General features: G+C 68.9%; 21 protein-coding genes. 7 read left to right on the top strand and 14 right to left on the bottom strand.

All coding sequences use genetic code 11. The annotated features are described in order from the left end of the window. Positions 1–345: 345 nt before the first annotated feature. From ACEN96_RS09830 to tadA, 6 genes are all read right to left on the bottom strand, one after another. Entirely contained in the window at positions 346–2,289 is a 1,944-nt protein-coding gene (locus tag ACEN96_RS09830; RefSeq protein WP_495587836.1) for an ABC transporter ATP-binding protein, read from the bottom strand. Positions 2,290–2,299: 10 nt separating this feature from the next. Then, positions 2,300–3,745 (bottom strand): ABC transporter permease, encoded by a 1,446-nt coding sequence (locus ACEN96_RS09825; RefSeq protein WP_495587835.1) that lies wholly within the window; start codon positions 3,743–3,745, stop codon positions 2,300–2,302. A 34-nt stretch (positions 3,746–3,779) separates the two neighbouring features. Continuing rightward, complete coding sequence (locus ACEN96_RS09820) at positions 3,780–4,763, bottom strand: ABC transporter permease (protein ID WP_495587834.1); 984 nt, start codon at positions 4,761–4,763, stop codon at positions 3,780–3,782. Beyond that, positions 4,763–6,991, bottom strand: a complete 2,229-nt coding sequence (locus ACEN96_RS09815) for an ABC transporter substrate-binding protein (RefSeq protein WP_495587833.1) — start codon at positions 6,989–6,991, stop codon at positions 4,763–4,765. The genes ACEN96_RS09820 and ACEN96_RS09815 overlap by 1 nt, the downstream gene beginning before the upstream one ends. Before the next feature lie 219 nt (positions 6,992–7,210). Continuing rightward, complete coding sequence (locus ACEN96_RS09810) at positions 7,211–8,212, bottom strand: LD-carboxypeptidase (protein WP_495587832.1); 1,002 nt, start codon at positions 8,210–8,212, stop codon at positions 7,211–7,213. After that, a complete protein-coding gene (gene tadA, locus ACEN96_RS09805) occupies positions 8,209–8,868 on the bottom strand; it encodes a tRNA adenosine(34) deaminase TadA (RefSeq protein WP_495587831.1) in 660 nt (219 codons plus the stop codon). Before tadA ends, ACEN96_RS09810 begins: the two co-directional genes overlap by 4 nt. 48 nt (positions 8,869–8,916) lie before the next feature. Between tadA and ACEN96_RS09800 the strand changes: the two genes are divergently transcribed. Next, entirely contained in the window at positions 8,917–10,050 is a 1,134-nt protein-coding gene (locus ACEN96_RS09800; RefSeq protein WP_495587830.1) for a DUF72 domain-containing protein, read from the top strand. 125 nt (positions 10,051–10,175) lie between these two features. Continuing rightward, on the top strand, positions 10,176–10,775 hold the full coding sequence (gene wrbA / locus ACEN96_RS09795; RefSeq protein ID WP_495587829.1) for an NAD(P)H:quinone oxidoreductase: 600 nt from the start codon (positions 10,176–10,178) through the stop codon (positions 10,773–10,775). Position 10,776: 1 nt separating this feature from the next. Here wrbA and ACEN96_RS09790 read toward each other — a convergent pair whose 3' ends face one another. The 3 genes from ACEN96_RS09790 to ACEN96_RS09780 all read right to left on the bottom strand — a co-directional run bounded on the left by ACEN96_RS09790 (position 10,777) and on the right by ACEN96_RS09780 (position 12,364). Continuing rightward, the gene (locus ACEN96_RS09790) at positions 10,777–11,328 is read right to left on the bottom strand and encodes a 2'-5' RNA ligase family protein (protein ID WP_495587828.1); all 552 of its coding nucleotides are present in this window, start codon (positions 11,326–11,328) and stop codon (positions 10,777–10,779) included. Continuing rightward, positions 11,325–11,549: a hypothetical protein gene (locus tag ACEN96_RS09785; protein ID WP_495587827.1), complete on the bottom strand. Its 225-nt coding sequence runs from the start codon at positions 11,547–11,549 to the stop codon at positions 11,325–11,327. The genes ACEN96_RS09790 and ACEN96_RS09785 overlap by 4 nt, the downstream gene beginning before the upstream one ends. 74 nt (positions 11,550–11,623) lie before the next feature. Beyond that, entirely contained in the window at positions 11,624–12,364 is a 741-nt protein-coding gene (locus tag ACEN96_RS09780) for an NIPSNAP family protein (protein ID WP_495587826.1), read from the bottom strand. A 131-nt stretch (positions 12,365–12,495) separates the two neighbouring features. Here ACEN96_RS09780 and ACEN96_RS09775 point away from each other — a divergent pair, with 131 nt between their 5' ends. Together ACEN96_RS09775 and ACEN96_RS09770 are read left to right on the top strand one after the other, a co-directional pair. Next, positions 12,496–12,828 carry an AbrB/MazE/SpoVT family DNA-binding domain-containing protein gene (locus tag ACEN96_RS09775; RefSeq protein ID WP_495587825.1) on the top strand — a complete coding sequence of 111 codons (333 nt, stop codon included), beginning with the start codon at positions 12,496–12,498 and terminating at the stop codon, positions 12,826–12,828. Next, positions 12,815–13,318, top strand: coding sequence for a type II toxin-antitoxin system VapC family toxin (locus ACEN96_RS09770; RefSeq protein WP_495588587.1), 504 nt, complete (start codon positions 12,815–12,817; stop codon positions 13,316–13,318). Before ACEN96_RS09775 ends, ACEN96_RS09770 begins: the two co-directional genes overlap by 14 nt. A 60-nt stretch (positions 13,319–13,378) precedes the next feature. On the opposite strand, the gene guaA is transcribed toward ACEN96_RS09770, so the two are convergent. Genes guaA through guaB form a run of 3 tightly spaced genes read right to left on the bottom strand, consistent with a single transcriptional unit; the run spans position 13,379 to position 17,809 of the window. Next, the gene (gene guaA, locus ACEN96_RS09765) at positions 13,379–15,010 is read right to left on the bottom strand and encodes a glutamine-hydrolyzing GMP synthase (RefSeq protein ID WP_495587824.1); all 1,632 of its coding nucleotides are present in this window, start codon (positions 15,008–15,010) and stop codon (positions 13,379–13,381) included. Positions 15,011–15,047: 37 nt separating this feature from the next. Then, positions 15,048–16,331, bottom strand: a complete 1,284-nt coding sequence (locus ACEN96_RS09760; protein WP_495587823.1) for an MFS transporter — start codon at positions 16,329–16,331, stop codon at positions 15,048–15,050. Positions 16,332–16,336: 5 nt separating this feature from the next. Further along, positions 16,337–17,809, bottom strand: coding sequence for an IMP dehydrogenase (gene guaB, locus ACEN96_RS09755; protein ID WP_495587822.1), 1,473 nt, complete (start codon positions 17,807–17,809; stop codon positions 16,337–16,339). 60 nt (positions 17,810–17,869) lie between these two features. On the opposite strand from guaB, the gene ACEN96_RS09750 reads away from it, so the two are divergent. After that, on the top strand, positions 17,870–18,370 hold the full coding sequence (locus tag ACEN96_RS09750) for a DUF4124 domain-containing protein (RefSeq protein ID WP_495587821.1): 501 nt from the start codon (positions 17,870–17,872) through the stop codon (positions 18,368–18,370). Between the two features lie 94 nt (positions 18,371–18,464). Here the strand turns inward: ACEN96_RS09750 and ACEN96_RS09745 are convergent, their stop codons facing one another. Together ACEN96_RS09745 and ACEN96_RS09740 are read right to left on the bottom strand one after the other, a co-directional pair. Continuing rightward, a complete protein-coding gene (locus ACEN96_RS09745; protein ID WP_495587820.1) occupies positions 18,465–18,788 on the bottom strand; it encodes an RnfH family protein in 324 nt (107 codons plus the stop codon). Continuing rightward, positions 18,775–19,239 carry a type II toxin-antitoxin system RatA family toxin gene (locus ACEN96_RS09740; RefSeq protein ID WP_495587819.1) on the bottom strand — a complete coding sequence of 155 codons (465 nt, stop codon included), beginning with the start codon at positions 19,237–19,239 and terminating at the stop codon, positions 18,775–18,777. Before ACEN96_RS09740 ends, ACEN96_RS09745 begins: the two co-directional genes overlap by 14 nt. A gap of 36 nt (positions 19,240–19,275) precedes the next feature. Here ACEN96_RS09740 and smpB point away from each other — a divergent pair, with 36 nt between their 5' ends. Beyond that, positions 19,276–19,740 carry an SsrA-binding protein SmpB gene (gene smpB / locus ACEN96_RS09735; RefSeq protein WP_343640098.1) on the top strand — a complete coding sequence of 155 codons (465 nt, stop codon included), beginning with the start codon at positions 19,276–19,278 and terminating at the stop codon, positions 19,738–19,740. Between the two features lie 92 nt (positions 19,741–19,832). Continuing rightward, positions 19,833–20,771: a hypothetical protein gene (locus ACEN96_RS09730; RefSeq protein ID WP_495587818.1), complete on the top strand. Its 939-nt coding sequence runs from the start codon at positions 19,833–19,835 to the stop codon at positions 20,769–20,771. Positions 20,772–20,794 lie beyond the last annotated feature (23 nt).

The following is a 20,794-nucleotide window of genomic DNA, read 5'->3' as shown; positions in this document are numbered from 1 at the left end:
CCAAAGGGCGGACATCGCTCCGCGTTGCTGCCGCGCGACGCGCGCGCAGCGCCCGAAAACTTCGGATCACGCCTGTAAAAGGCTGTAAGCGGCACCTATTTCAAACATCCGCATTACCAATCGCCCCGGCAGCCATTCGTCATGCACCGCGCCCGTGCGGAAAGGCGATCAACAGGACGTTCTGGCCCGTTCTGCGTCCACCCTCGGGGTTTCCATTCCTTGAAGGAATGTCTCCGGGCCCCAGAACGGTGCGGAGGTTTGGAAACGTCTGTTTCGGGCAGAAAAAAGGGCCGCGACGCGGCCCTTTGGGGGAATGCAAGGGAATGGAAAACGGACCGGAAGGGGTCAGGCGGAGGTGCGCCGCTCCACGCGAGGAACTGCCGCCAGCAGGGTCCGGGTATAGGCTTCGCGGGGTTGGCCGAGCACCGTGTCGCAGGGCCCGGACTCGACGATCCGGCCGGCCTGCATGACGGCGACCTCGTCGGCGATGTATTCGACGACGCCGATGTTGTGCGTGATGAACAGGAAGGACAGGCCGCGGCTGCGCTGGAGGTCGCGCAGCAGGTTCAGGATCTGCGCCTGCACCGACACGTCGAGTGCCGAGGTTGGCTCATCGCAGACGATCAGGCGCGGCTCGACCGCGAGCGCGCGGGCGATGGCGATGCGCTGGCGCTGGCCGCCGGAGAACTCATGCGGGAAGCGGGCGAGCGCGTCGCGGCGCAGGCCGACCTGGTCGACGAGTTCGTGCAGCAGCGCGATGCGGGCCGGGCCGTCGAGTTCGGGCCGCAGTGCGAGCAGGCCTTCCTCGAGGACTTCCTGCACGCGCAGCCGCGGGTTCAGCGAGGCGAAGGGGTCCTGGAAGATGATCTGCACCTGGCGGCGCGCTTCGCGCAGCGCGGCCCCGTCGAGCTGGAACAGGTCCTTCGGCGCCCCGCCCTGCCCTTCCGATCCTGGGGAGCTGGCTGGTGGATGGAGCAAGGCCTGACCCTCGATCACGGCGACGCGTCGCAGCAGCTGGACGATGGCTTTGCCGGAGGTGGTCTTGCCGCAGCCGGACTCTCCGACGAGTGCCAGCGTCCGTCCTGCCTCGATGGCAAAGGAGACGCCATCCACCGCATCGAACCAGCGTCTGGTTCCTCCGAACATCCCCCGTCCCAGCGGATACCGCACGCGCAGGTCCTTGACTTCGAGGAGCAGTGATGGCGACTGCGCGGCGCCGGCGGTGCCGGTGCCCCTCGAAGCGAACCCTGACCGAAGGGAAGACTGTGAGCGCAGAGGGGCACCGGCACTGCCGGCGCTCTCCGTCCCGCCCACGGTCTCCCTGGGATCCGTATAGAGCAGACACCTCACCTCATGCGCCGCAACGTCTCCCGGCGCGGCCTGCAACTCCGGCCGGGTCCCTGCGCAATGACCCATGACCCGATCGCATCGGGGCGCGAACCGGCATCCGTCGAAGCGTTGCCAAAGCGGTGGCACCGTGCCGGGAATGGCGGCCAGTGGTTCTCCGCGGCGCTGCGCGTCTGGCAGTGCCCGCAGCAGCAGCCGCGCATACGGGTGCTTGGGCGAGTTGAAGAACTCGTCTGCTGGCGCGACCTCCACGATCTGCCCGGCGTACATCAAGGCCACCTGATGGGCCATCCCGGACACCACGCCCAGGTCGTGCGTGATCAGCAGCAATCCGAGGCCGCGTTCGCGCTGGAGGTCCTTGAGCAGGTCCAGGATCTGCGCCTGGATGGTGACGTCGAGCGCGGTGGTGGGTTCGTCGGCGATCAGGAAGTCGGGTTCCGCCGCCAGCGTCATCGCGATCATGATCCGCTGCTTCTGTCCGCCGGACAGGCGGAACGGGTACTCGTCGACGCGGCGCTCGGGCTCGGGGATGCCGACGCGGCGCAGCCAGTCGACGGCCTTCCTGCGTGCCGCCTCGCCGCGCAGCGGCGTGTGGGCCTCGATCGCCTCGACGATCTGGTCGCCGACCTTCATCACCGGATTCAGGCTGGTGCCCGGCTCCTGGAAGATCATCCCGATGCGCCCGCCGCGCACGTCGCGCATGCGGGCCTCGCTCAGGTCGAAGAGGTCCTGGCCGTCGAGTTCGAGCCGGCCGCCCGCGATGCGGCCGTTGTCCGGCAGCAGCCGCATCAGTGCCAGCGCGGTCATGCTCTTGCCGCAGCCGGATTCGCCCACCAGCGCGAAGGTGCGGCCCTGCGCCAGCGTCAGCCGCATGCCGTCGATGGCGCGCACCAGGCCGGCATCGGCGTCCAGGTGCACGTGGAGGTCGTCGATCTTCAGCATCTGGCGTTCCTCAGGCCTGGGCGTTCTTCTTCTTGAGCGACAGCACCTGTGGCCGCAGCTTGCGGGCGCGCGGGTCGAAGGCATCGCGCACGCCGTCGGCGAACAGGTTGGCGGCCAGCACCAGGCTCACCATGAAGCCGAAGGCCGCGACGAAGCTCCACCACACCACCGGGTCGCGGCTCATCTCCGAGCGCGCCAGGTTGATCATCCCGCCGAAGCTGTTCATGCCGGGGTCCACGCCCACGCCGACGTAGGTCAGCACCGCCTCGTACAGGATGAGGTCGGAGAAGTTGAGCACCAGCGAGATCAGCACCAGGTGCATCACGTTGGGCACGATGTGGCGGACCATGATCGTCGTGTCGCGCACGCCGAAGGCGGTCGCGGCCTGGACGAAGTCGGCTTCGCGCAGTTTGAGCGTCTCGCCGCGCACCAGGCGGCACAGCGTCGCCCAGCCGGTCACGCCCAGGATGACGCAGAGCAGGAAGATCTTGAGGTCGGCGCGCTCGGCGCCGGTCTCGAAGGCTTCGGGGTGCTTGTCCAGGAAGACCTGGACCATCAGCACGCAGGCGGCGATCAGCAGCACGTTGGGCACCGAGGTCAGCACCGTGTAGAAGTACTGGATCGCCTCGTCCACCCAGCCCTTCAGGTAGCCGGCCAGGATGCCCAGCACCAGCGCGAAGGGCAGCGTCGCCAGCGTCGACAGCGCGCCGATCACGAAGGCGGTGCGGATGCTCTTGAGCGCCTGGTAGAGCACGTCGTTGCCGGTCTGGTCGGTGCCCAGGACGTGGTAGTGGCCCATCAGCGCGATCGTCGGCCCGGCCAGCAGCGCGATCGCCGACAGCGTCCCCAGCCCCGCGCGCCACGGGTAGTGCGTGCGGTCGGCCAGCAGGTCCTTCAGGCCCCGGCGGAAGCCGCCATGATGCGGCGCCAGCGCCGCCGCCATCGCCAGCGCGATCAGCGCCGCCGCCAGCGCGCCCAGCGCCAGGCCGGTGAGCGCGCGCCGCGTCACGTCGCCGGACCAGTCGCGCGCCGGATCCTGCAGGTGCGCGCCGCCGAAGGCCAGGCGCGGGAACTCGCGCACGATCTCGCTGCCGTGGGCGACGCTGTCCAGCGTGAAGCCCTGGTACGCCAGCGGCGCCGAGTAGCTGGTCTCGCGCATCCCGATCTGGCGCGCCAGCAGCAGGTCCAGGATCGACTCGGTGCGGGTCTCGTAGAACTGCTGGCCGGCCGGGCTCTCGGCGAGCGAGCGCCGGAAGTGCAGGCTGTCCAGCGCCGTGACGCCCAGGAACAGCGCCAGCACCATGCCAGCGCTCAGCGCGGCGGGATCGCGCAGCACCCGCTGCCAGTTGGCGCGCAGGTGCGGGCGCCGGATCAGCCGCGCGATGTAGAACACCAGCGCCGCGAACATCGCCCACAGCGCCACGTCGGTCCAGAGGATGACGACCTTGAATCCCATGTCGAATCTCTTGTCGGATCGGCGCGAGGCCGCGTCAGGTCAGCCGCACGCGCGGGTCGACCCAGGTGTAGACCACGTCGATCAGCGCGTTGCTCGCGATGTAGAGCACCGCGCCGAGGAACACCATGGTGCGCACGATGGCGAAGTCCTGGCCGGTGATCGCGTCGATGACGAAGGCGCCCAGGCCGGGAATGCCGAAGAAGCTCTCGAACACCAGGCTGCCCAGGAACACATACGGCAGATAGGCGCCGGCACTCGTGATGATCGGAATCAGCGCGTTGCGCAGCACATGGCGCATCAGCACCACCGGCTCGGACAGGCCCTTGGCGCGGGCGGTGCGGACATAGTCCTTGCCGACCTCCTCGAGCAGCATCGCGCGGTACAGGCGGGCTTCGCCGCCCAGCCGCGACAGCAGCGACAGCGCGATCGGCAGCGCCAGGAACTTGAGCGCATCCAGGCCCGGCTCGTAGCCGTTGATCGGCACCAGGCGCAGCACCCGTGAGAAGAAGAACTGCCCGACGATGATGTAGAAGAGGCTGGAGATCGACAGCATCAGCACGCACAGCACGACGCCCCAGAAGTCGATGCGCGAATTGCGGAAGAAGGTCAGCAGCAGCGCGAAGGCGACGCTGACGATCAGCTGCAGCACGAAGATCGGCACGGCGAGCTGCAGGCTCACGCCCATGCGGGTCTTGATCTCGTGGCCGATGTCGACGGCCTGGCGCGCGTCGGAGCGGCCGAACTCCAGCAGCATCAGCGAGACCGAGCGTTCCCAGAACACCGTGTGGGTGAGCCGCGCCGCGCCCTGGCGCGACGCGTCCCAGTACAGCGGCTTGTCGTAGCCGCGCTCGGCCTTCCACTTGTCGATCTGCACCTGCGAGACGCGCTTGCCGCCGATGTTCAGGCGCGCCATGTCGTCGGGCGTGTTGACGGTGAAGAACAGGAAGAAGGTCAGCAGGTTCACGCCGACCAGGATGGCCAGCCCGTAGACCAGCCGGCGTGCGAGGTACTTGAGCATCAGTCGGCGCCGCGCGCGGCGTTCTCTGCGGGGAAGGCCGGCGCGCCGGCGCGCGCGGTGGCGGTCTCGCGCTGGCGGAAGCTGCGGCGCGTGGTCCAGACGATCGCGCCCGCGCCGATGACCAGCACCAGCAGCGGCCACCACACCGGGCGGTTCCACTCGCCCTGCAGCTGCGCGCGGCGCGCCGGATCGATGCGGTAGAAGCGCACCGGATCGCGGACCACGATGCTGGGCTTGCCGTTGTGCACCCAGCTCTGATACGCCTGCCCCGTCCAGGCCCAGTAGCCGAAGGCCCACGGCGCGTCCTGCTGCGTGATCGCGACCATGCGGTCGATCACCTGCTGCTTCTGCGGCCCGTCGTCCAGCACCTGCACCTGCTTGAACAGGCGGTCGTACTCGGCGTTCTCGTAGTTGCCCGAGTTCTCGCCTTCATGCAGCGACTTGCTGTTCGGGCCGTAGAGCAGGAACAGGAAGTTCTCGGCGTCCGGATAGTCGGCGAACCAGCCCCACCAGAACACCTGGTGCTTGCCCTGGCGCAGCTTCTCCTGGAACTGGTTGTAGTCGGTGGCGCGCACGTCGAGCTGGATGCCCAGCTTGGCGAACTGCTTCACCAGCCAGTCGTTCTCGGCCTTCACCTCGGGCGTGACGGTGCGCATGAAGTCGTAGTTGAGCACCAGCGGCTGGCCGGTCTTCGCGTCGCGGCCATCGGGGTAGCCGGCCTGGGCGAGCAGCTGCTTCGCGTCCTCGAGCGGTCGGCGCTCGACCTGGCCGTTCACGAGCCGGTGCGTGACCGGATTGAAGAAGCCGGGCTGCGCCTCGCGCGAGCCGAACACCCCGGGCGGCACCGGCCCGTAGGCGGTGACGCCGCCGCGGTTCTTGAAGATGCGGCCGTAGCCCTCTTCCCAGTCGATCGCGATCGACAGCGCCTGGCGCAGCTGGCGATGGCGGGTGTCCTCCTCCGGCGTCCTGCCCTTGCCGATCACCGGGTCCAGCATGTTGAAGCCGAGGTACCAGTTGTTGGGATCGGTCGAGCGCGGGAACATGAAGCCGCGGCGCTGGAAGAAGGCGTCGGTCTCGGCGGAGTCGCTGGCATCGGCGTAGAACTCGACGCCCCAGTCGCCGCGCTCCAGGTCGGGGATGTCCAGGTAGCCCTGCTTGAACATCTCCTTGCGCGGCACCCGTTCCTTGATCAGCGTGGCGACGATCCTGTCGATGAAGGGCATGGGCTTGCCGCAGTCGGCCAGGCGACCCGCGGGACCGTCGTCGGGCATGCCCTCGCACGGATACAGGTCGTCCTTGCGGTAGTTCGGGTTGCGCGACATCACATGGCGGCGGTCCTGCTGGTACTCCGTCATCATGTAAGGCCCGGTGCCCACCGGCCACTGGTTCCACGACAGGCCATGTTCGGCCATGCCGGGCTGGGCGTAGAACAGGTCCACCTCCCACGGGATCGGCGACATGAAGGTCGTCGACATCCAGTACGACCATTGCGGGTACTTGCCCTTGATGCGCACGCGCAGCAGGTGCTTGTCGACGGCCTCGGCGCCCGCCAGCGGCCATTGGCGGAAGTCCAGGAAGGGCTTGTCCGGCGAGTTCTCCGGCAGGCCCTTGAGCAGCCGGGCGTTCTCCTCGCGGATCAGCGCGCCGTATTCCTTGAGGCCCAGCACGTGCTCGGAGAACAGGCCGAAGATCGGCGCCTCGATGCGGGTGGTGGCATGGCGCTTGAGTGCGTAAACGAAGTCCGCGGCCTCGAGTTCGCGGGTGCCCTGGTGCTCGAACTGCCAGGGCGAGCGCTTGTCGCCGAGGTCCTTGGCCGTGAGGTGGTGGTAGAGATAGTGACCCTGCGCGTCCTTCGCGAAGGCGGGGCTGGGCGCGTACTTCACGCCGGGGCGGATCGGCACGTCGTAGACGCTGAGCGCGATCTGCTCGGCGGGCGCGTCGTCGGGCAGGCGCTTGCCGCCAGCGTCCAGGTAGTAGGGCTTGATCACCGCCGCGGCGGCGCGCGGGATCAGCGCGTACGGCCGCTTCAGGTAGTGGTAGCCGTAGAGCGGCTCGGTGATCTGGTAGGTGTAGACCGACTCGGGCGCGGTGTAGGACGCGGTGGGATCGAGGTAGCGCGGCGAGCGTTCGTCGAAGGACAGGTAGAGCGTGTTGTCCTTGGCCGCGCCGGCCGGATAAGGGCTGTTGTTGCAGGCCGCGAGCAGCGCCGCCGCGAGCAGTCCCGCCATCCGCCTCGCCATGGGGGCCCACGCTCCGCGCCAGCCTCCAGCCGCGTGCAGCGACGCGTTCCACAGCCCCGACGACATCGTCATCCTTCCAAAAAGCAAACGCCGCATCGTCTGGATGCGGCATTGCCAGATTGTTGCCAAGGCCGGGCCTCTCGTGGGGGCCGGCCGATGCCGGGGCGCATCATAGCGGCCCTGTTCGCCGGCCGCCCGTGACGTCGGTCAGTGGTGATCGTGGCCGTCGTGGCGGTGGTCGTGGCCGCCATCGTGGCCGTGATGCGCGTGGTCATGGCCGTGGTCATGATCGTGGCCCGGACCGACGTGGCCCCAGGCGACGATGACGTCGCGGCCCTCCACCATCATCTCGGCCTTCGCGCCGACCGGCAGGCAGACCTTGGTCGGCACGTGGCCGAAGGGCAGCCCGGTGAGGATGGGCACCTTGACGCGCTCGCGCAGCGCCTGGACGCAGGTCTTCATCGAGTAGCCGCGATCCAGCGGCGACTTCTTCCAGCCGCTGAAGCTGCCCAGGATCACCGCCTTCTGCGCGTCGAGCACGCCCGCCTGCCAGAGCTGCAGCAGCATGCGCTCGACGCGGTAGGGATGCTCGTTGACGTCCTCCAGGAACAGGAGGCCGCCCTTGATCTTGGGGAAGTGCGGCGTGCCCAGCAGCGAGCACAGCACCGCGAGGTTGCCGCCCCACAGCGTGCCGCGCGCCTCGACGCCGTCCAGGCCCGCTTCGGTGCGGAAGCCGATGGCCTCGAGCGAGCCGTCCATCGCCTCGAGGAAGCAGTCGCGCGTGATCTCGTCGACGCCGCCTTCCGCCTCGGCGCGGCCGAAGTCGTCGCAGGCGATCGGACCGGCCCAGCTCGTCTGCTTCGTGTGGGCCAGCAGCGCCAGCTGCAGCGCGGTGACGTCGCTGAGGCCGACCCAGCGGGTGCCACGCTCGACGCTGCGCGCCATCAGCGCCCAGTCGATGCGGTCGAGCAGGCGCGTCAGGCCATAGCCGCCGCGCGTGGCCAGCGCCACTGCGGGGGCCGCCTCGGCGACGCGGTGCAGCGCGGCCAGCCGCGTCTCGTCGTCGCCGGCGAAGCGCTGGTGCTTCGCCAGCGCGGCTTCGTCGATGGCCACGTCGAAGCCGAGCGCCGTGAGCCGCTTGGCCGCGCGCTTGAGCGGCTGCGATTGGGCCAGGACGCCGGAGGGGGTGTAGAGGGTCAGGGAGCTCATCGCTGCGGGTCGTCCTGCGGGGGATCGAAATTCAAGGGAAGGTAGTGCGCGTCGCCGACCGGGATGTCGGGGAACTCCTGGACCTCGGGCAGCGCGGGCAGCGCGCCCAGGCCGCCGGCGTCCAGGCCCGGCGGCGCATCCTCGCCGGCGCGGCGGCGCGCGTCGCGGGCCTGGCGCGCGGCCTCGCGGCGCTCGGCGAAGAACTCTCGCAGCAGCTTCGCCGACGCCTCGGCCAGCACGCCGCCGTGCAGCGCGGTGTGGTGGTTCAGCTGCTTGTGCGAGAACAGGTCCAGCACCGAGCCCGCGACGCCGGTCTTCGGATCGGGCGCCGCGAAGACCACGCGCTTGAGCCGCGCATGCATCATCGCCATCGCGCACATCGCGCAGGGCTCCAGGGTCACGTAGAGCTCGCACTCGGGCAGACGGTAGTTGCCCAGCAGCTGCGCGGCGTGGCGCAGCGCGACGATCTCGGCGTGGGCGGTCGGATCGTGCGTCGTGATCGGGCGGTTGTAGCCGGTGGCGATCACCTGCCCGGCGCGCATGATGACGGCGCCGACGGGCACCTCGCCGACGAGCCAGGCGTTCTGGGCCTGGTCGAGGGCAAGCCGCATCGCGTAGTCGTCGGCGGGAAGGATCGGGGAGGACTCGGTGGTCATGGCGGAGCTCGCGCGGCAGTGTAGCCGCGCCCGCTATGCTGCCGGCCCATGGAACAGGCGCACGACGCTCATCAGGACGACCTCTTCGGCGAGCTGCTGCCACCTGCGCCCGCACCTGCGCCCGCACCCGCGCCGGCGCCCCCCGCCGCCGGGGACGATGGCGATGAGGCTGGTGACGGCCTCGGCGATGGCGCGGCGGCCAGGCCCGGCGCCAGGCGCCGCCGGACCGGCATCCAGCCGCAGCCGGTGGATGACTCGCAGATCGCGCTCGCGGCCGCGCTGTCGCCACGGATCCGGCTCGGCACCTCGTCGTGGAGCTATCCCGGCTGGCAGGGCATCGTCTGGGAAGGCCGGCATGGCGAATCCAATCTGTCGCGCAACGGCCTGACCGCTTATGCGCGGCAGCCGCTGCACCGCGCGGTGAGCATCGACCGCGGCTTCTACCAGTCGCTCACGGCCAGCCAGTACGAGCGCTACGCGCTGCAGGTGCCGGAGGACTTCCGCTTCACGGTCAAGGCGCCCAGCGTGATCACCGACGCGCAGGTGCGCGCCGAGGATGGCCGCGGCCGTCAGGCCAACACCGCCTTCCTCGATCCGCGGCTCGCCATCCAGGAATTCCTCGAGCCGGCGATGGCGGGGCTGGGCGCGCGCATCGGCGCGCTGGTGTTCCAGCTCAGCCCCTTGCCGCTGGCGATGCTGGACCGGATGCCGGAGCAGCTCGACCGCTTGCACGCGATGCTGGCCGCCCTGCCCTCCCTGCGCGAGGCCGCGCCCGAGGCGGTCGTGGCGGTGGAGGTCCGTGATCCGGAATGGCTGACGCCGGACTTCATCGCGGTGCTGAAGGAGACCGGCGCGCGCTACTGCCTGGGCCTGCATCCGAAGCTGCCGCCCATCCAGGCGCAGTTGCCGCTGCTGCGCGCGATGTGGCCCGGGCCGCTGGTCTGCCGCTGGAACCTGCACCGCGTCCATGGCCCGTTCGGCTACGAGGACGCGGAGAAGAAATACGGCGAGTACGCCGAGATGATGGATCCCGATCCGGAGACCCGCGCGGTGCTGGCCAAGGTGATCCGCGCCACCGCCGACGCGGGCCATCCGGCCTACGTGACGATCTCGAACCACGCCGAGGGCTCGGCGCCGCTGAGCCTGCGGGCGCTGGCGCGCGAGATCGTCGATCCCGCCTGAGCGCGGCGGGCTTCACGTCCGCGACGAAAGCCCCTGCCGCCGCCATGTGGGCTGGGCGAGGGGCTTGCGCCCGGCGGGCATGCCGTTAGCCTCGACGCTGGTTCAACCACGCAGCGGGGAACGTCATGAGCAAGGTGCTGGTCCTTTACTACTCGTCCTATGGCCATGTGGAGCAGATGGCCCAGGCGGTCGCCGAGGGCGCCCGCAACGGCGGCGCGACCGTCGACGTCAAGCGCGTGCCGGAGCTGGTGCCCGAGGAGGTCGCGAAGAAGAGCGGCTTCAAGCTGGACCAGGCGGCGCCGGTGGCCAAGGTCGACGACCTCACCCAATACGACGCGGTGATCTTCGGCACCCCGACACGCTACGGGAACATGGCCGCGCAGATGAAGAACTTCCTCGACCAGACCGGCGGGCTGTGGGCGAAGAACGCGCTGGTCGGCAAGGTGGGCAGCGTGTTCGTCAGCACCGCGACGCAGCACGGCGGCCAGGAGACCACGATCACCAGCTTCCACACGGTGCTGCTGCACCTGGGCATGGTGATCGTGGGCTTGCCGTACTCGGAGGCGCGGCAGATGACGCTCGGCGAGATCACGGGCGGCAGCCCGTACGGCGCGTCGACGATCGCCGGCGGCGACGGCAAGCGCCAGCCCAGCGAGAACGAGCTGGCGATGGCGCGCACCCAGGGCGAGCACGTCGCGAAGATCGCGGCGAAGCTGGCGGGCTGAGTCAGGCGAGCGGCCAGCGCGCCAGGTCGACGTGCGTCGACTGGCCTTGCAGGCTGTCCAGCAGCAGGAACTCGGTGGCGGTCCAGCCTGGGACGATGAAGGGCTGCGGCTCGACGGCGACGTCGTCGTAGAACAGCGTCAGGTGCGGGGTGAAGTGCGGATCGGTCCGCAGGCCCGCCGCGTGGAGCCGCTCGCCCAGCGCGGCGCGCATCGCGCGCACGCCGTCGAGGCGCGCGCCGCCGCTCAGCACCAGCGGCAGGTTGCGCGGCTTGCGGGTGAAGCTCAGCAACTGGTCGAAATCGACGCGCACCGGTCCATGCCGCAGCGCGGCGGCGGCGCCTTCGGCGAGCTGGCGCACTTCGGTCATCACCTCGGCCTGGTCGGTCTGATCGTCATACCAGCCGAGGTGATGCAGGGTCACGTGCAGGCGCGCGGTGCGGGGTGGCCGCAGGCGCAGGCCGAAACGCCGGGCGACGTCGGCGGAGACCTCGCTCAGCCTCGCCGCGGTAGCCGGGTCGGGCCGCAGGCAGAAGAAGAGCGCGTGAACGGTCATTGGCGGTCGGCCTCCGAGGCGCGCTGCTCGCCCTGCTTCATGAGGTCCTGGACCTGGCGGCCGACGGCCTCGGGCTGCGGCAGGGCCGGCGACGCGGATCCAGGCGTCGCGGCCGAGGCGGCCGGCGCGCGCGGCTTCATCGCCTCCATCTGCTTCTTCGCGCTGAGCATCACGATCGTCAGCACGATCACGAGGGCGAGGATGGAGAAGGCGCTGCGCATGGGAGGAATCCGGGAAACGAAGGGATGGCGGGGAGCATAGCCATCCCGGCGCGGAATGCCGATCCGGGCGATCCTCAGCGCAGGACCGAGGCGACGCTCGGTCGCAGCCGCAGGATCTGCGGCGCGCGCTCCTGGGCATCGCGCCAGCGTGGCTCCAGCGCGCGCCAGGCGGGGGCATGGCGGCATGCGCTCCACTTGAGCGCCCAGTCATCGGCATCGGCGGCGCGCGTCATCCACGCGAAGACCTTCTCGCCTTCGCGCACCGGCAGGCGGGGGAAGTTGTTCGGCGAGCGCTCGGGGACGAAGCTGCCGATCACCGGCAGGCCGGCGGCCTCGATCACCGGCGCGAGCTCGCGCTCGAAGAAGTCCGCGAAGCCGTCCTCCGGATCGGCGGGGTCCTTCCACAGGTAGCAGAGGTGCAAGGCGATCAGTCCGGGCGAGCGGCCCGGGGACGCGCGGCCGGCTTCGCGCGCGATGTCGATGCGGCCTGGCGTCGAGGCGCCGGTGGCGCTGCGCAGCAGCAGCACGTTGTCGTTGTCGACGAGCAGCGGATTCGCTTCGCCGCGGCGGGCCTGCCAGACGGGGCCGGTGTAGAACTCGGTCAGCGTGCGCTCGCGCGAGGCCATGTCGTCGAAGCCGCGGATCCAGACGAACCGGTCCTGGTCGTCGAGGTCGGCGAACTGCCCGTAGAGCCGCATGCCCACGGCCTCCTGCGAGTCGACGAAGGCCTCGTCGAAGAGCCGCATGAAGCGCTCGCGCTCGCCCTTGACGATCTTGTACTGGCGCAGCTCGTAGATGGGATGGTCGTCGGCCATGGCGGTCTCCTGGATCGGGGCGGTCGAAGTGATCGCGCGATTCTGGTGAGCGGCGCTGACATCGCGTGTCAGCAAGGGGCGAAGCCCCTTCTCACGGCGATGGCGAACTTCAACTGCTCATGAGAGTCGTCGTGACGCAGGTCCTGGGCATTCGCGACCTGCCGGCCACTCGTCAAGGCCGTGGTTCGAAGAGAACTGGAAGAGAAGAATCGGCGGCATATCACTTCACCGATCGCCACGGAGGACACATGCCCGCGCCAACCGGAGAACTTTCTCCCCGCCACCGCATCGAATTGCCCAAAGAACTTCGAGACTCCCTCAAGTGGAAGTCCGGTCAAAAACTGATGTTCATCCGCCGGGGCAACGGCATCTTCATTTGCCCACACGTCACGCCGCAAGACCTCTTCGGAATTGCCAAAGGCGCCAATACGGAGGGCTACCGTGATCGCAATGACCGCTATTAACATGCAGCCGGCGGGTCCGGCTGGTCGGATCGTGATCGATACGTCTGTATGGATCGAGTGCTTCTCACAGACCCCCTTGGGGCAACGGATTGCATCTGCGCTCCCAGCCAAGGAAAACTGCATCGTTCCGACAATCGTGCAGCTCGAGCTTTCCAAATGGGCCTTGCGCGAACTGACAGGAGAAGAACGAGAGCGGCTTGAACAGTCGCTGGAGGACTGTCAAGTGGAGCTGCTCGATTCCGAAACCGCCGCGCTCGCGGCGAAGGCCAATCTGCAACACAAGCTCGCCACCGCGGATGCGGTGATTTACGCCACTGCACAGCGACTCGGCGCAGAAGTACTCACCTGCGATGCTCATTTCAAGGACCTTCCGCTGGTCAGGCTGTTCGCCAAGGGGGCGGCGGCCGGCAAAGCCACTGCCACGGCAGACACGACCGGACGATGGGAACGCTGGCCAACCGCGGAGCAATTGAAACCGACAGTGCAATAACGCTCCAAGACCAAAATGAACAAGGGCCCCGCAGGGCCCTTGTTCACTGGTGGGGAACGATCATTCCCACTCGATCGTCGCCGGCGGCTTGCTCGAGACGTCGTAGGTCACGCGGTTGATGCCGCGCACCTCGTTGATGATCCGGCCCGAGCAGCGCTTGAGCAGGCTGTAGGGCAACTCCGCCCAGTCCGCCGTCATGAAGTCGCTGGTCTGCACCGCGCGCAGCGCGACGACGTAGTCGTAGGTCCGGCCGTCGCCCATCACGCCCACGCTCTTCACCGGCAGGAACACCGTGAAGGCCTGGCTCGTCAGCTCGTACCAGGTCTTGCCCGTCGCCTCGTCGCGCGTGTTGCGCAGTTCCTCGATGAAGATCGCATCGGCGCGGCGCAGCAGATCCGCGTACTCCTGCTTCACCTCGCCGAGGATCCGCACGCCCAGGCCCGGGCCCGGGAACGGATGGCGGTAGACCATCTCCGGCGGCAGGCCCAGCGCGACGCCCAGCTCGCGGACCTCGTCCTTGAACAGCTCACGCAGCGGCTCCAGCAGCTTCAGGCCCAGTTGCTCCGGCAGGCCGCCCACGTTGTGGTGGCTCTTGATCGTCGTGGCCTTCTTCGTCTTGGTGCCGCCGCTCTCGACCACGTCCGGATAGATCGTGCCCTGCGCCAGGAAGGTCGCGCCCTTGACGGCCGGTCGGCCGTCAACGCCGTTGCCTCCCTGGCCGCTGGACTTGAGTTTTTCCGCCTCGGCCTTGAACACGTCGACGAACAGGCCGCCAATGATCTTTCGCTTCTTCTCCGGGTCGGTCACACCGGCCAACTGGCCGAGGAACAGCTCGCTCGCGTCGACGCGGATCACCTTCGCGTGCAGCTTGCCCGCGAACATGTCCATGACCAGGTCGCCTTCGTTCAGGCGCAGCAGACCATGATCGACGAACACGCAGGTCAGCTGGTCACCGATCGCCCGATGGATCAGCGCCGCCGCCACCGACGAATCCACGCCGCCCGACAGGCCCAGGATCACTTCCTCGTCGCCGACCTGCTCGCGGATCTTCGCGACCGCCTCTTCGATGTAGTCGCCCATGATCCAGTCGCCGCGGCAGCCGCCGATGTCGCGCACGAAGCGCGTGATCATCGCGGCGCCCTGCACCGTGTGCGTCACCTCGGGGTGGAACTGGAACGCGTAGTAGCCCTTCTCCTCGTTCGCCATGCCGGCGATGGGGCAGCTCGGCGTCGAGGCCATCAGCACGAAGCCCGGCGGCAGCGCGGTGACCTTGTCGCCATGGCTCATCCAGACCTTCAGCATCCCGTGGCCGTCGGCCGTCGAGAAATCCTGGATGCCGGCCAGCAGCTTGGTGTGGCCATGCGCGCGGACCTCGGCGTAGCCGAACTCGCGGTGGTCGCTCCACTCGACCTTGCCGCCGAGCTGCACCGCCATCGTCTGCATGCCGTAGCAGATGCCCAGCACCGGCACGCCCAGGTCCCACACCGCCTGCGGCGCGCGCAGCTCGTGGTCCTCGTAGGTCGACGCATGGCTGCCCGACAGGATGATCGCCTTCGGCGCGAACGAGCGGATGAAATCGTCGCTGACGTCGTTGGGATGGATCTCGCAGTAGACGTGGGCCTCGCGCACGCGGCGCGCGATCAGCTGGGTCACCTGGGAGCCGAAGTCGAGGATGAGGACTTTGTCGTGCATGGTCAGCTTCTAGCGATGCTTGGGAATTCTTGGAGGCTCACGCCTTGGCCGCGGCGGCTTGCGCCGGCGGCCCCATGTTGAAGTGGCGCCACGCGAAGCCCAGCGAGGCCAGCTGCAGCAGCGCGCACAGATAGAACGGGGCGCCGATGCGCCAGTCGGTCTTGGGCAGCTCGGCCACCAGCGCCATCAGGCCCAGGCCCGCCACCGGCGAGATCACCGCCATCAGGCTGTTGATCGCCGCCACCGCGCCCATCGTCTCGCCCTGCGTGCGGGCATCGGCGGCGTTGGAAATCAGGCTCTGCATCGCCGGGGTCGCGGCCACGCCGGCGATGTTCAGGAAGATCGCGCCGACCATCATCCAGCCCTCGGTCGACAGGCCCCAGACGACATTCGTGATCACCGAGGTCACCAGCCCGATCAGCACCAGCCGCCGCGGCCCCAGCCAGCGCATCAGCGGCTGCAGCAGCATGCCCTGCACCAGCACCGACATCACGCCGACCGCGAACAGCGACAGGCCGTTCTCGCGCGGACCCCAGCCGAACTTGTGCTGGTTGTAGAGGACCCAGCTGGTCTGGATCACGAGCTGCGCCAGCCCCGAGCAGGCGATCACGTAGATCAGCGGGCCGACGCCGCGCAGCGCGCGCAGCCGGCCCAGCGCCGCGACCGGATTGGCCTTGCGCCAGTCGAAGGGGCGGCGGTGCTCCGGCGCCAGCGATTCCGGCAGGACGAAGAAGCCGTACAGCCAGTTCATCAGCGCCAGCGTGCCCGCGACGTAGAACGGCAGGTGCAGGTCGATGCTGCCCAGCAGCCCGCCCATCACCGGCCCGAGGATGAAGCCCATGCCGAAGGCCGCGCCCAGCATCCCGAAGCGCTTGGCGCGCTCCGCGGGCGGGGTGATGTCGGCCACGTAGGCATTGGCGACCGCGGCGTTGGCCTGCATCGCGCCGGAAAACAGCCGCACCACGACCAGCATCCACAGCGCGTCGGCCAGCGCCGTCACGAAGAAGCTGAGCGCCAGCCCGCTGAACCCGATCAGCATCACCTTGCGGCGGCCGAAGCGGTCGGACAGCCCGCCCAGGATGGGCGAGCCGAAGAAATTCGCGAGACCGAAGGCGAAGGCCACCGCCAGCTGCGCCAGCGTGTGCTCGGTCTCGCCGTGCGTGAAGGTTCCGACCAGCGGCGGCAGCACCGGGATGATCAGGCCGATCGACACCATGTCGATCAGCACCGCGATCAGGATGAACGACATGGCGGCCTTGCGGCCGCCATGCGAGGTCGAGGCTGCGATGGCCGAGCCATCGCGCTGCGCCGGGTCGGACAAGGGCGTCACTCCAGACGGTAGTTGGGCGCTTCCTTGGTGATCTGCACGTCGTGGACGTGGCTCTCACGGATGCCCGCCGAGGTGATCTCGACGAACTCGGCCTTCTCGTGCATGTCGGCGATGCTGGCGCAGCCGCAGTAGCCCATCGAGGCCCGCAGCCCGCCGCCCATCTGATGCACGATCGCGACCATCGAGCCCTTGTACGGGACACGGCCCTCGATGCCTTCCGGCACCAGCTTGTCCGCGTTCGGGTTGGTCGTCTCGTCGTTTTCCTGGAAGTAGCGGTCCGCCGAGCCGGCCTTCATCGCGCCGATCGAGCCCATGCCGCGGTAGCTCTTGTAGCTGCGGCCCTGGTACAGGATCACTTCGCCCGGGGCTTCCTCGGTGCCGGCGAACATGCCGCCCATCATCACCGTGCTCGCGCCGGCGGCGATGGCCTTGGCGATGTCGCCCGAGTAGCGGATGCCGCCGTCCGCGATCAGCGGCACGCCGGTGCCCTTCAGCGCGGTGGCGACGAAGTCGATCGCCGCGATCTGCGGCACGCCGACGCCCGCCACGATGCGGGTGGTGCAGATCGAGCCCGGGCCGATGCCGACCTTGACCGCGTCCGCGCCGGCTTCCACCAGCGCCAGCGCCGCGGCGCCGGTGGCGATGTTGCCGCCGATGACCTCGACGTTCGGATAGTTCTTCTTGACCCAGCGCACGCGTTCGATGACGCCACTGCTGTGGCCGTGCGCGGTGTCGACGACGATCGCGTCGACACCGGCCTTGACCAGCAGCTCGACACGCTCCTCGGTGCCCTCGCCCACGCCGACCGCCGCGCCGACGCGCAGCTTGCCGTGCGCATCACGCGCGGCGTTCGGGAAGTTGGTCTGCTTGGTGATGTCCTTGACGGTCATCAGGCCGCGCAGTTCGAACGCGTCGTTGAGGACCAGCACACGCTCCAGCTTGTGCTTGTGCATCAGCGCCTTGCCGTCGTTCAGCGACGCGCCTTCCGGCACCGTGATCAGGCGTTCGGCCGGGGTCATGATCTCGCTGACCGGCACGTCCATGCGGGTCTCGAAGCGCAGGTCGCGATTGGTGACGATGCCGACGACCTTCGCGCCCACCAGCACCGGGAAACCGGACACGCCGTGGTGCTCGCTCAGCTGCTTGACCTGGCGGACGGTGGTTTCGGGCGTGATCGTGATCGGGTCGCGGAGCACGCCGGACTCGTAACGCTTGACCCGGGCCACTTCCGCGGCCTGCTGCTGCGGGGTCAGGTTCTTGTGGACGATGCCGATGCCGCCTTCCTGGGCGATGGCGATCGCCAGGCGCGCCTCGGTGACGGTGTCCATCGCGGCGGACACGAGCGGCAGGTTCAGGCGGATGCCACGCGTGAACTGCGTGGCCAGACTGGTGTCGCGCGGCAACACCTGGGAGAACGCCGGCACCAGCAACACGTCGTCGAAGGTGAGGGCCTTTCCGAGTAGGCGCATGAGGGAAGCTCCAGACGCAAAGGCGCATTATAGAGAAGCCCGGCAGTACACTCCACGCCCATGAAGATTCACCCTCTCCCGCGACGCCCTCTCGGCGTGATCTGCGCGCTGGCGTTGCTGGCGCTGACGCCCCTCGCGCAGGCCCAATGGAAGTGGAAGGACGCGGACGGCCGCGTGCAATACAGCGATCGCCCGCCGCCGCCCAACGTCGCGGACAAGGACATCCTGCAGCGCCCGTCCAACGCGACGCGCGTCGCGGCAACCCCGATGGCCACGGGCGCTTCGGCCGCCGCGTCGGCCGCGTCCGCGCCGGGCCGGCCCGCCAGCGAGGCATCCTCGCGCGACAAGATCGAGCGGGAGCGCAAGGCGCAGGAAGACAAGGCGCGCAACGACGCGATGGCCGAGAACTGCCGCGAAGCGCAGAACCAGATGCGCATCCTGGAGTCGGGCGTGCGGCTGCGCACCGGTACCGCCGGCGGCGAGTCGCAGCCGATGACCGACGCGATGCGGGCCGATCGCACACGTCAGATGCAGGCGGTCATCACGGCCAACTGCAAGTGAATTGCAAGCGAACTGCAAGTGATGTGAGGGACTGAGCAGGTGAGCGGCCGATTGGCTGCCCTGCTCCTGGCGCCGCGGGATGCGGCGCTACCGCTCAGGCCTTGCGCCCGAGCGGCCGGTGCCGCGTGACGATGCGCCGGCCCGTGGCCTGATAGCGCTGACGCCGCGCCTCCTTCGGATCCACGGTCAGCGGCCGGTAGACCTCCACGCGGTCGCGCTCGCGCAGCGGCGTGTCGAGCGGCTGCATCCGGCCCCAGATGCCGGCCTTGAGCGCCTCGAGCCCCGTCGCCGCGAACCAGCCGCTCGCCACGAGCGCATCGCGCAGCGTAGCGCCGCCGTCCAGCGTCAGGCGCTGCTCGCGCAGTTCGCCGGGCGCGGGACTCCAGAAGATCTCGACGGACAGCTCAGCGGGCGCCATAGACCTGCTCGGCGCGCTTGACGAAGCTGTCGACGAAGGTGTTGGCGATGCGGTCGAACACCGGGCTCACCACCGCCTCGAGCGCGAAGCTCGAGAACGCGTAGCGCAGTTCGAACTCGATCTTGCAGGCCTTGGGTTCGTCGCCGGGAGGCGTGCCGGGCCGGTTCAGCGGCAGGAAATGCCAGTCGCCATCGAGCATCGAGAACGGCCCGTCGACCAGTTCCATGCGCACGCGCTCGACCGGTTCATGCGAGTTGCGGGTGGTGAACGCGTGGCGCAGGCCGGCGTAGTGCAGCGACAGCCTGGCGGTCATGCCGTTGTCGTGGCGCTCCAGCACGTCGGCGGCCGAGCACCAGGGCAGGAACTCCGGATAGCGCTCGACCTGGGTGACCAGGTCGTACATCTCGCGCGGCGAGTACCAAAGGAGGACTGTCTTCCGGACGTGCTTCATGGCGGTTCTTAGAATGGCGGGATTGTAGGAGAGCGCATGTCGATCGCAGAAAACCGCCGGGCCCGATTCGAGTACCACATCGAAGAGCAGTACGAGGCCGGCATCGTCCTGGAAGGCTGGGAGGTCAAGGCGATCCGCGCCGGCCAGGTCCAGCTGCCGGACGGCTACGTCATGATCCGCGAGGGGGAGCTGTTCCTGATCGGCTGCCGCATCAACCCGCTGCGCACGGCGTCCACGCATGTCCATCCGCAGGCGGACCGCACGAAGAAGCTCTTGATGAGCCGCGCCGACATCCGGCGGCTGATCGGCAAGGTGGAACAGCGCGGCTTCACGCTGGTGCCGCTGGACCTGCATTACAAGAACGGCCGCGTGAAGGCGCAGATCGCGCTGGCCAAGGGCAAGGCGCAGCACGACAAGCGCGAGACCGAGAAGAAGCGCGACTGGGAACGCGAGAAGGGCCGCCTGATGCGGCACAAGGTCTCGGGGCCGGCCAAGGACTGATCCGTCAAGAATCACGTCGTCCCGGGATGCGGACGACAACCCGGCGGCAACTCACCTCCTTTCATCGAACAACCCGTTGAAAGGAGACCGCGATGCTGCACTTGTTCCCCAGTTGGCTGAATCCCGCTGCTTCCGGCGCCCCCTTCCCCGCTCCGGACGCGGACCCGTGGGATCGCTGGAGGGATCGGCGCGCGGGCGAGCAGATCGACGGCATGGAGGTGTGCGAGATGCTCGTCCACTTCGACGCGCTCGTGCGGGACGGCAAGGCCATCGATGCCGGCCTCGCACGCCACGTCTTGACCTGCATCGCGCTGGCACCTCGAGTGCAGTTGGTGCTCGATGACGCCAGTTGGCCCACCGTGGCCGCGGCGCGCATCGCGATCCACAGCAGCGCCCTGCTCGCCTGTGCGACCGACGTCAATGAATGGGATGGCCGGGGCCACGACCCCTGTGTCGCGGCCTTTCAACGCGTGGGCGAGCGGTTGTCGGCCCTGCAGCAGCCGTCGCGAGGACAACGGCTGGAGGCGGATATCACCAGCGGCGCCCCAACCGGGCTCGATGCAACGCCCGATCCGAGACAGCTGCTCGACGCGATCGGCGATGGCGCCAGGAAGAAGGCCACGGAAGCGCTCCGGGCCTGCGGGAAGGCTGGCGCCCCCGCCGGCCTGCTGGAGGGACTGATGACGGACGTGGCGCTTTGGAGCGCCGCCCAGCGCTGCGACACCCGGGGACGGTGGTCGTTCCAGACCCTGGACGCTCCCGGCCTCCTGCCGCGGCTCAGGCAGCGCGCCGAGACGGCCAGCGCGGCCGAAGTCGACGCCTTGCGCGCGGCCAGGCCGCACATCGACTGGAGTCAGTGGGCAATCCGCCATGCCCCCGAGCGTCTGCGTTGGACGTTCGAGCATGTCAATGCGCGGGCGACGCCGTCGCTGGAGCAGGAATTCTCCGCCCATGCGCAGGCCCGGGCGGCCGAGCTCATGCGAGCACTGCCGCCGAGCGGCTCCCAAAAGGTGCCCGCCCGCTCGACCTGATGCAGCGCCCGGCGATGGCCGAT

Source organism: Roseateles sp. Mitsp63 (assembly GCF_059491535.1).
Note: the sequence above shows the minus strand (reverse complement) of the source record. Positions and strands in the feature narration are given on the sequence as shown.

Coding starts and splice junctions, on each gene's coding strand:
- ACEN96_RS09830 (WP_495587836.1), bottom strand. CDS start 2,289: ATGCTGAAGATCGACGACCTCCACGTGCACCTGGACGCCGATGCCGGC.
- ACEN96_RS09825 (WP_495587835.1), bottom strand. CDS start 3,745: ATGGGATTCAAGGTCGTCATCCTCTGGACCGACGTGGCGCTGTGGGCG.
- ACEN96_RS09820 (WP_495587834.1), bottom strand. CDS start 4,763: ATGCTCAAGTACCTCGCACGCCGGCTGGTCTACGGGCTGGCCATCCTG.
- ACEN96_RS09815 (WP_495587833.1), bottom strand. CDS start 6,991: ATGGCGGGACTGCTCGCGGCGGCGCTGCTCGCGGCCTGCAACAACAGC.
- ACEN96_RS09810 (WP_495587832.1), bottom strand. CDS start 8,212: ATGAGCTCCCTGACCCTCTACACCCCCTCCGGCGTCCTGGCCCAATCG.
- tadA (WP_495587831.1), bottom strand. CDS start 8,868: ATGACCACCGAGTCCTCCCCGATCCTTCCCGCCGACGACTACGCGATG.
- ACEN96_RS09800 (WP_495587830.1), top strand. CDS start 8,917: ATGGAACAGGCGCACGACGCTCATCAGGACGACCTCTTCGGCGAGCTG.
- wrbA (WP_495587829.1), top strand. CDS start 10,176: ATGAGCAAGGTGCTGGTCCTTTACTACTCGTCCTATGGCCATGTGGAG.
- ACEN96_RS09790 (WP_495587828.1), bottom strand. CDS start 11,328: ATGACCGTTCACGCGCTCTTCTTCTGCCTGCGGCCCGACCCGGCTACC.
- ACEN96_RS09785 (WP_495587827.1), bottom strand. CDS start 11,549: ATGCGCAGCGCCTTCTCCATCCTCGCCCTCGTGATCGTGCTGACGATC.
- ACEN96_RS09780 (WP_495587826.1), bottom strand. CDS start 12,364: ATGGCCGACGACCATCCCATCTACGAGCTGCGCCAGTACAAGATCGTC.
- ACEN96_RS09770 (WP_495588587.1), top strand. CDS start 12,815: ATGACCGCTATTAACATGCAGCCGGCGGGTCCGGCTGGTCGGATCGTG.
- guaA (WP_495587824.1), bottom strand. CDS start 15,010: ATGCACGACAAAGTCCTCATCCTCGACTTCGGCTCCCAGGTGACCCAG.
- guaB (WP_495587822.1), bottom strand. CDS start 17,809: ATGCGCCTACTCGGAAAGGCCCTCACCTTCGACGACGTGTTGCTGGTG.
- ACEN96_RS09750 (WP_495587821.1), top strand. CDS start 17,870: ATGAAGATTCACCCTCTCCCGCGACGCCCTCTCGGCGTGATCTGCGCG.
- ACEN96_RS09745 (WP_495587820.1), bottom strand. CDS start 18,788: ATGGCGCCCGCTGAGCTGTCCGTCGAGATCTTCTGGAGTCCCGCGCCC.
- ACEN96_RS09740 (WP_495587819.1), bottom strand. CDS start 19,239: ATGAAGCACGTCCGGAAGACAGTCCTCCTTTGGTACTCGCCGCGCGAG.
- smpB (WP_343640098.1), top strand. CDS start 19,276: ATGTCGATCGCAGAAAACCGCCGGGCCCGATTCGAGTACCACATCGAA.
- ACEN96_RS09730 (WP_495587818.1), top strand. CDS start 19,833: ATGCTGCACTTGTTCCCCAGTTGGCTGAATCCCGCTGCTTCCGGCGCC.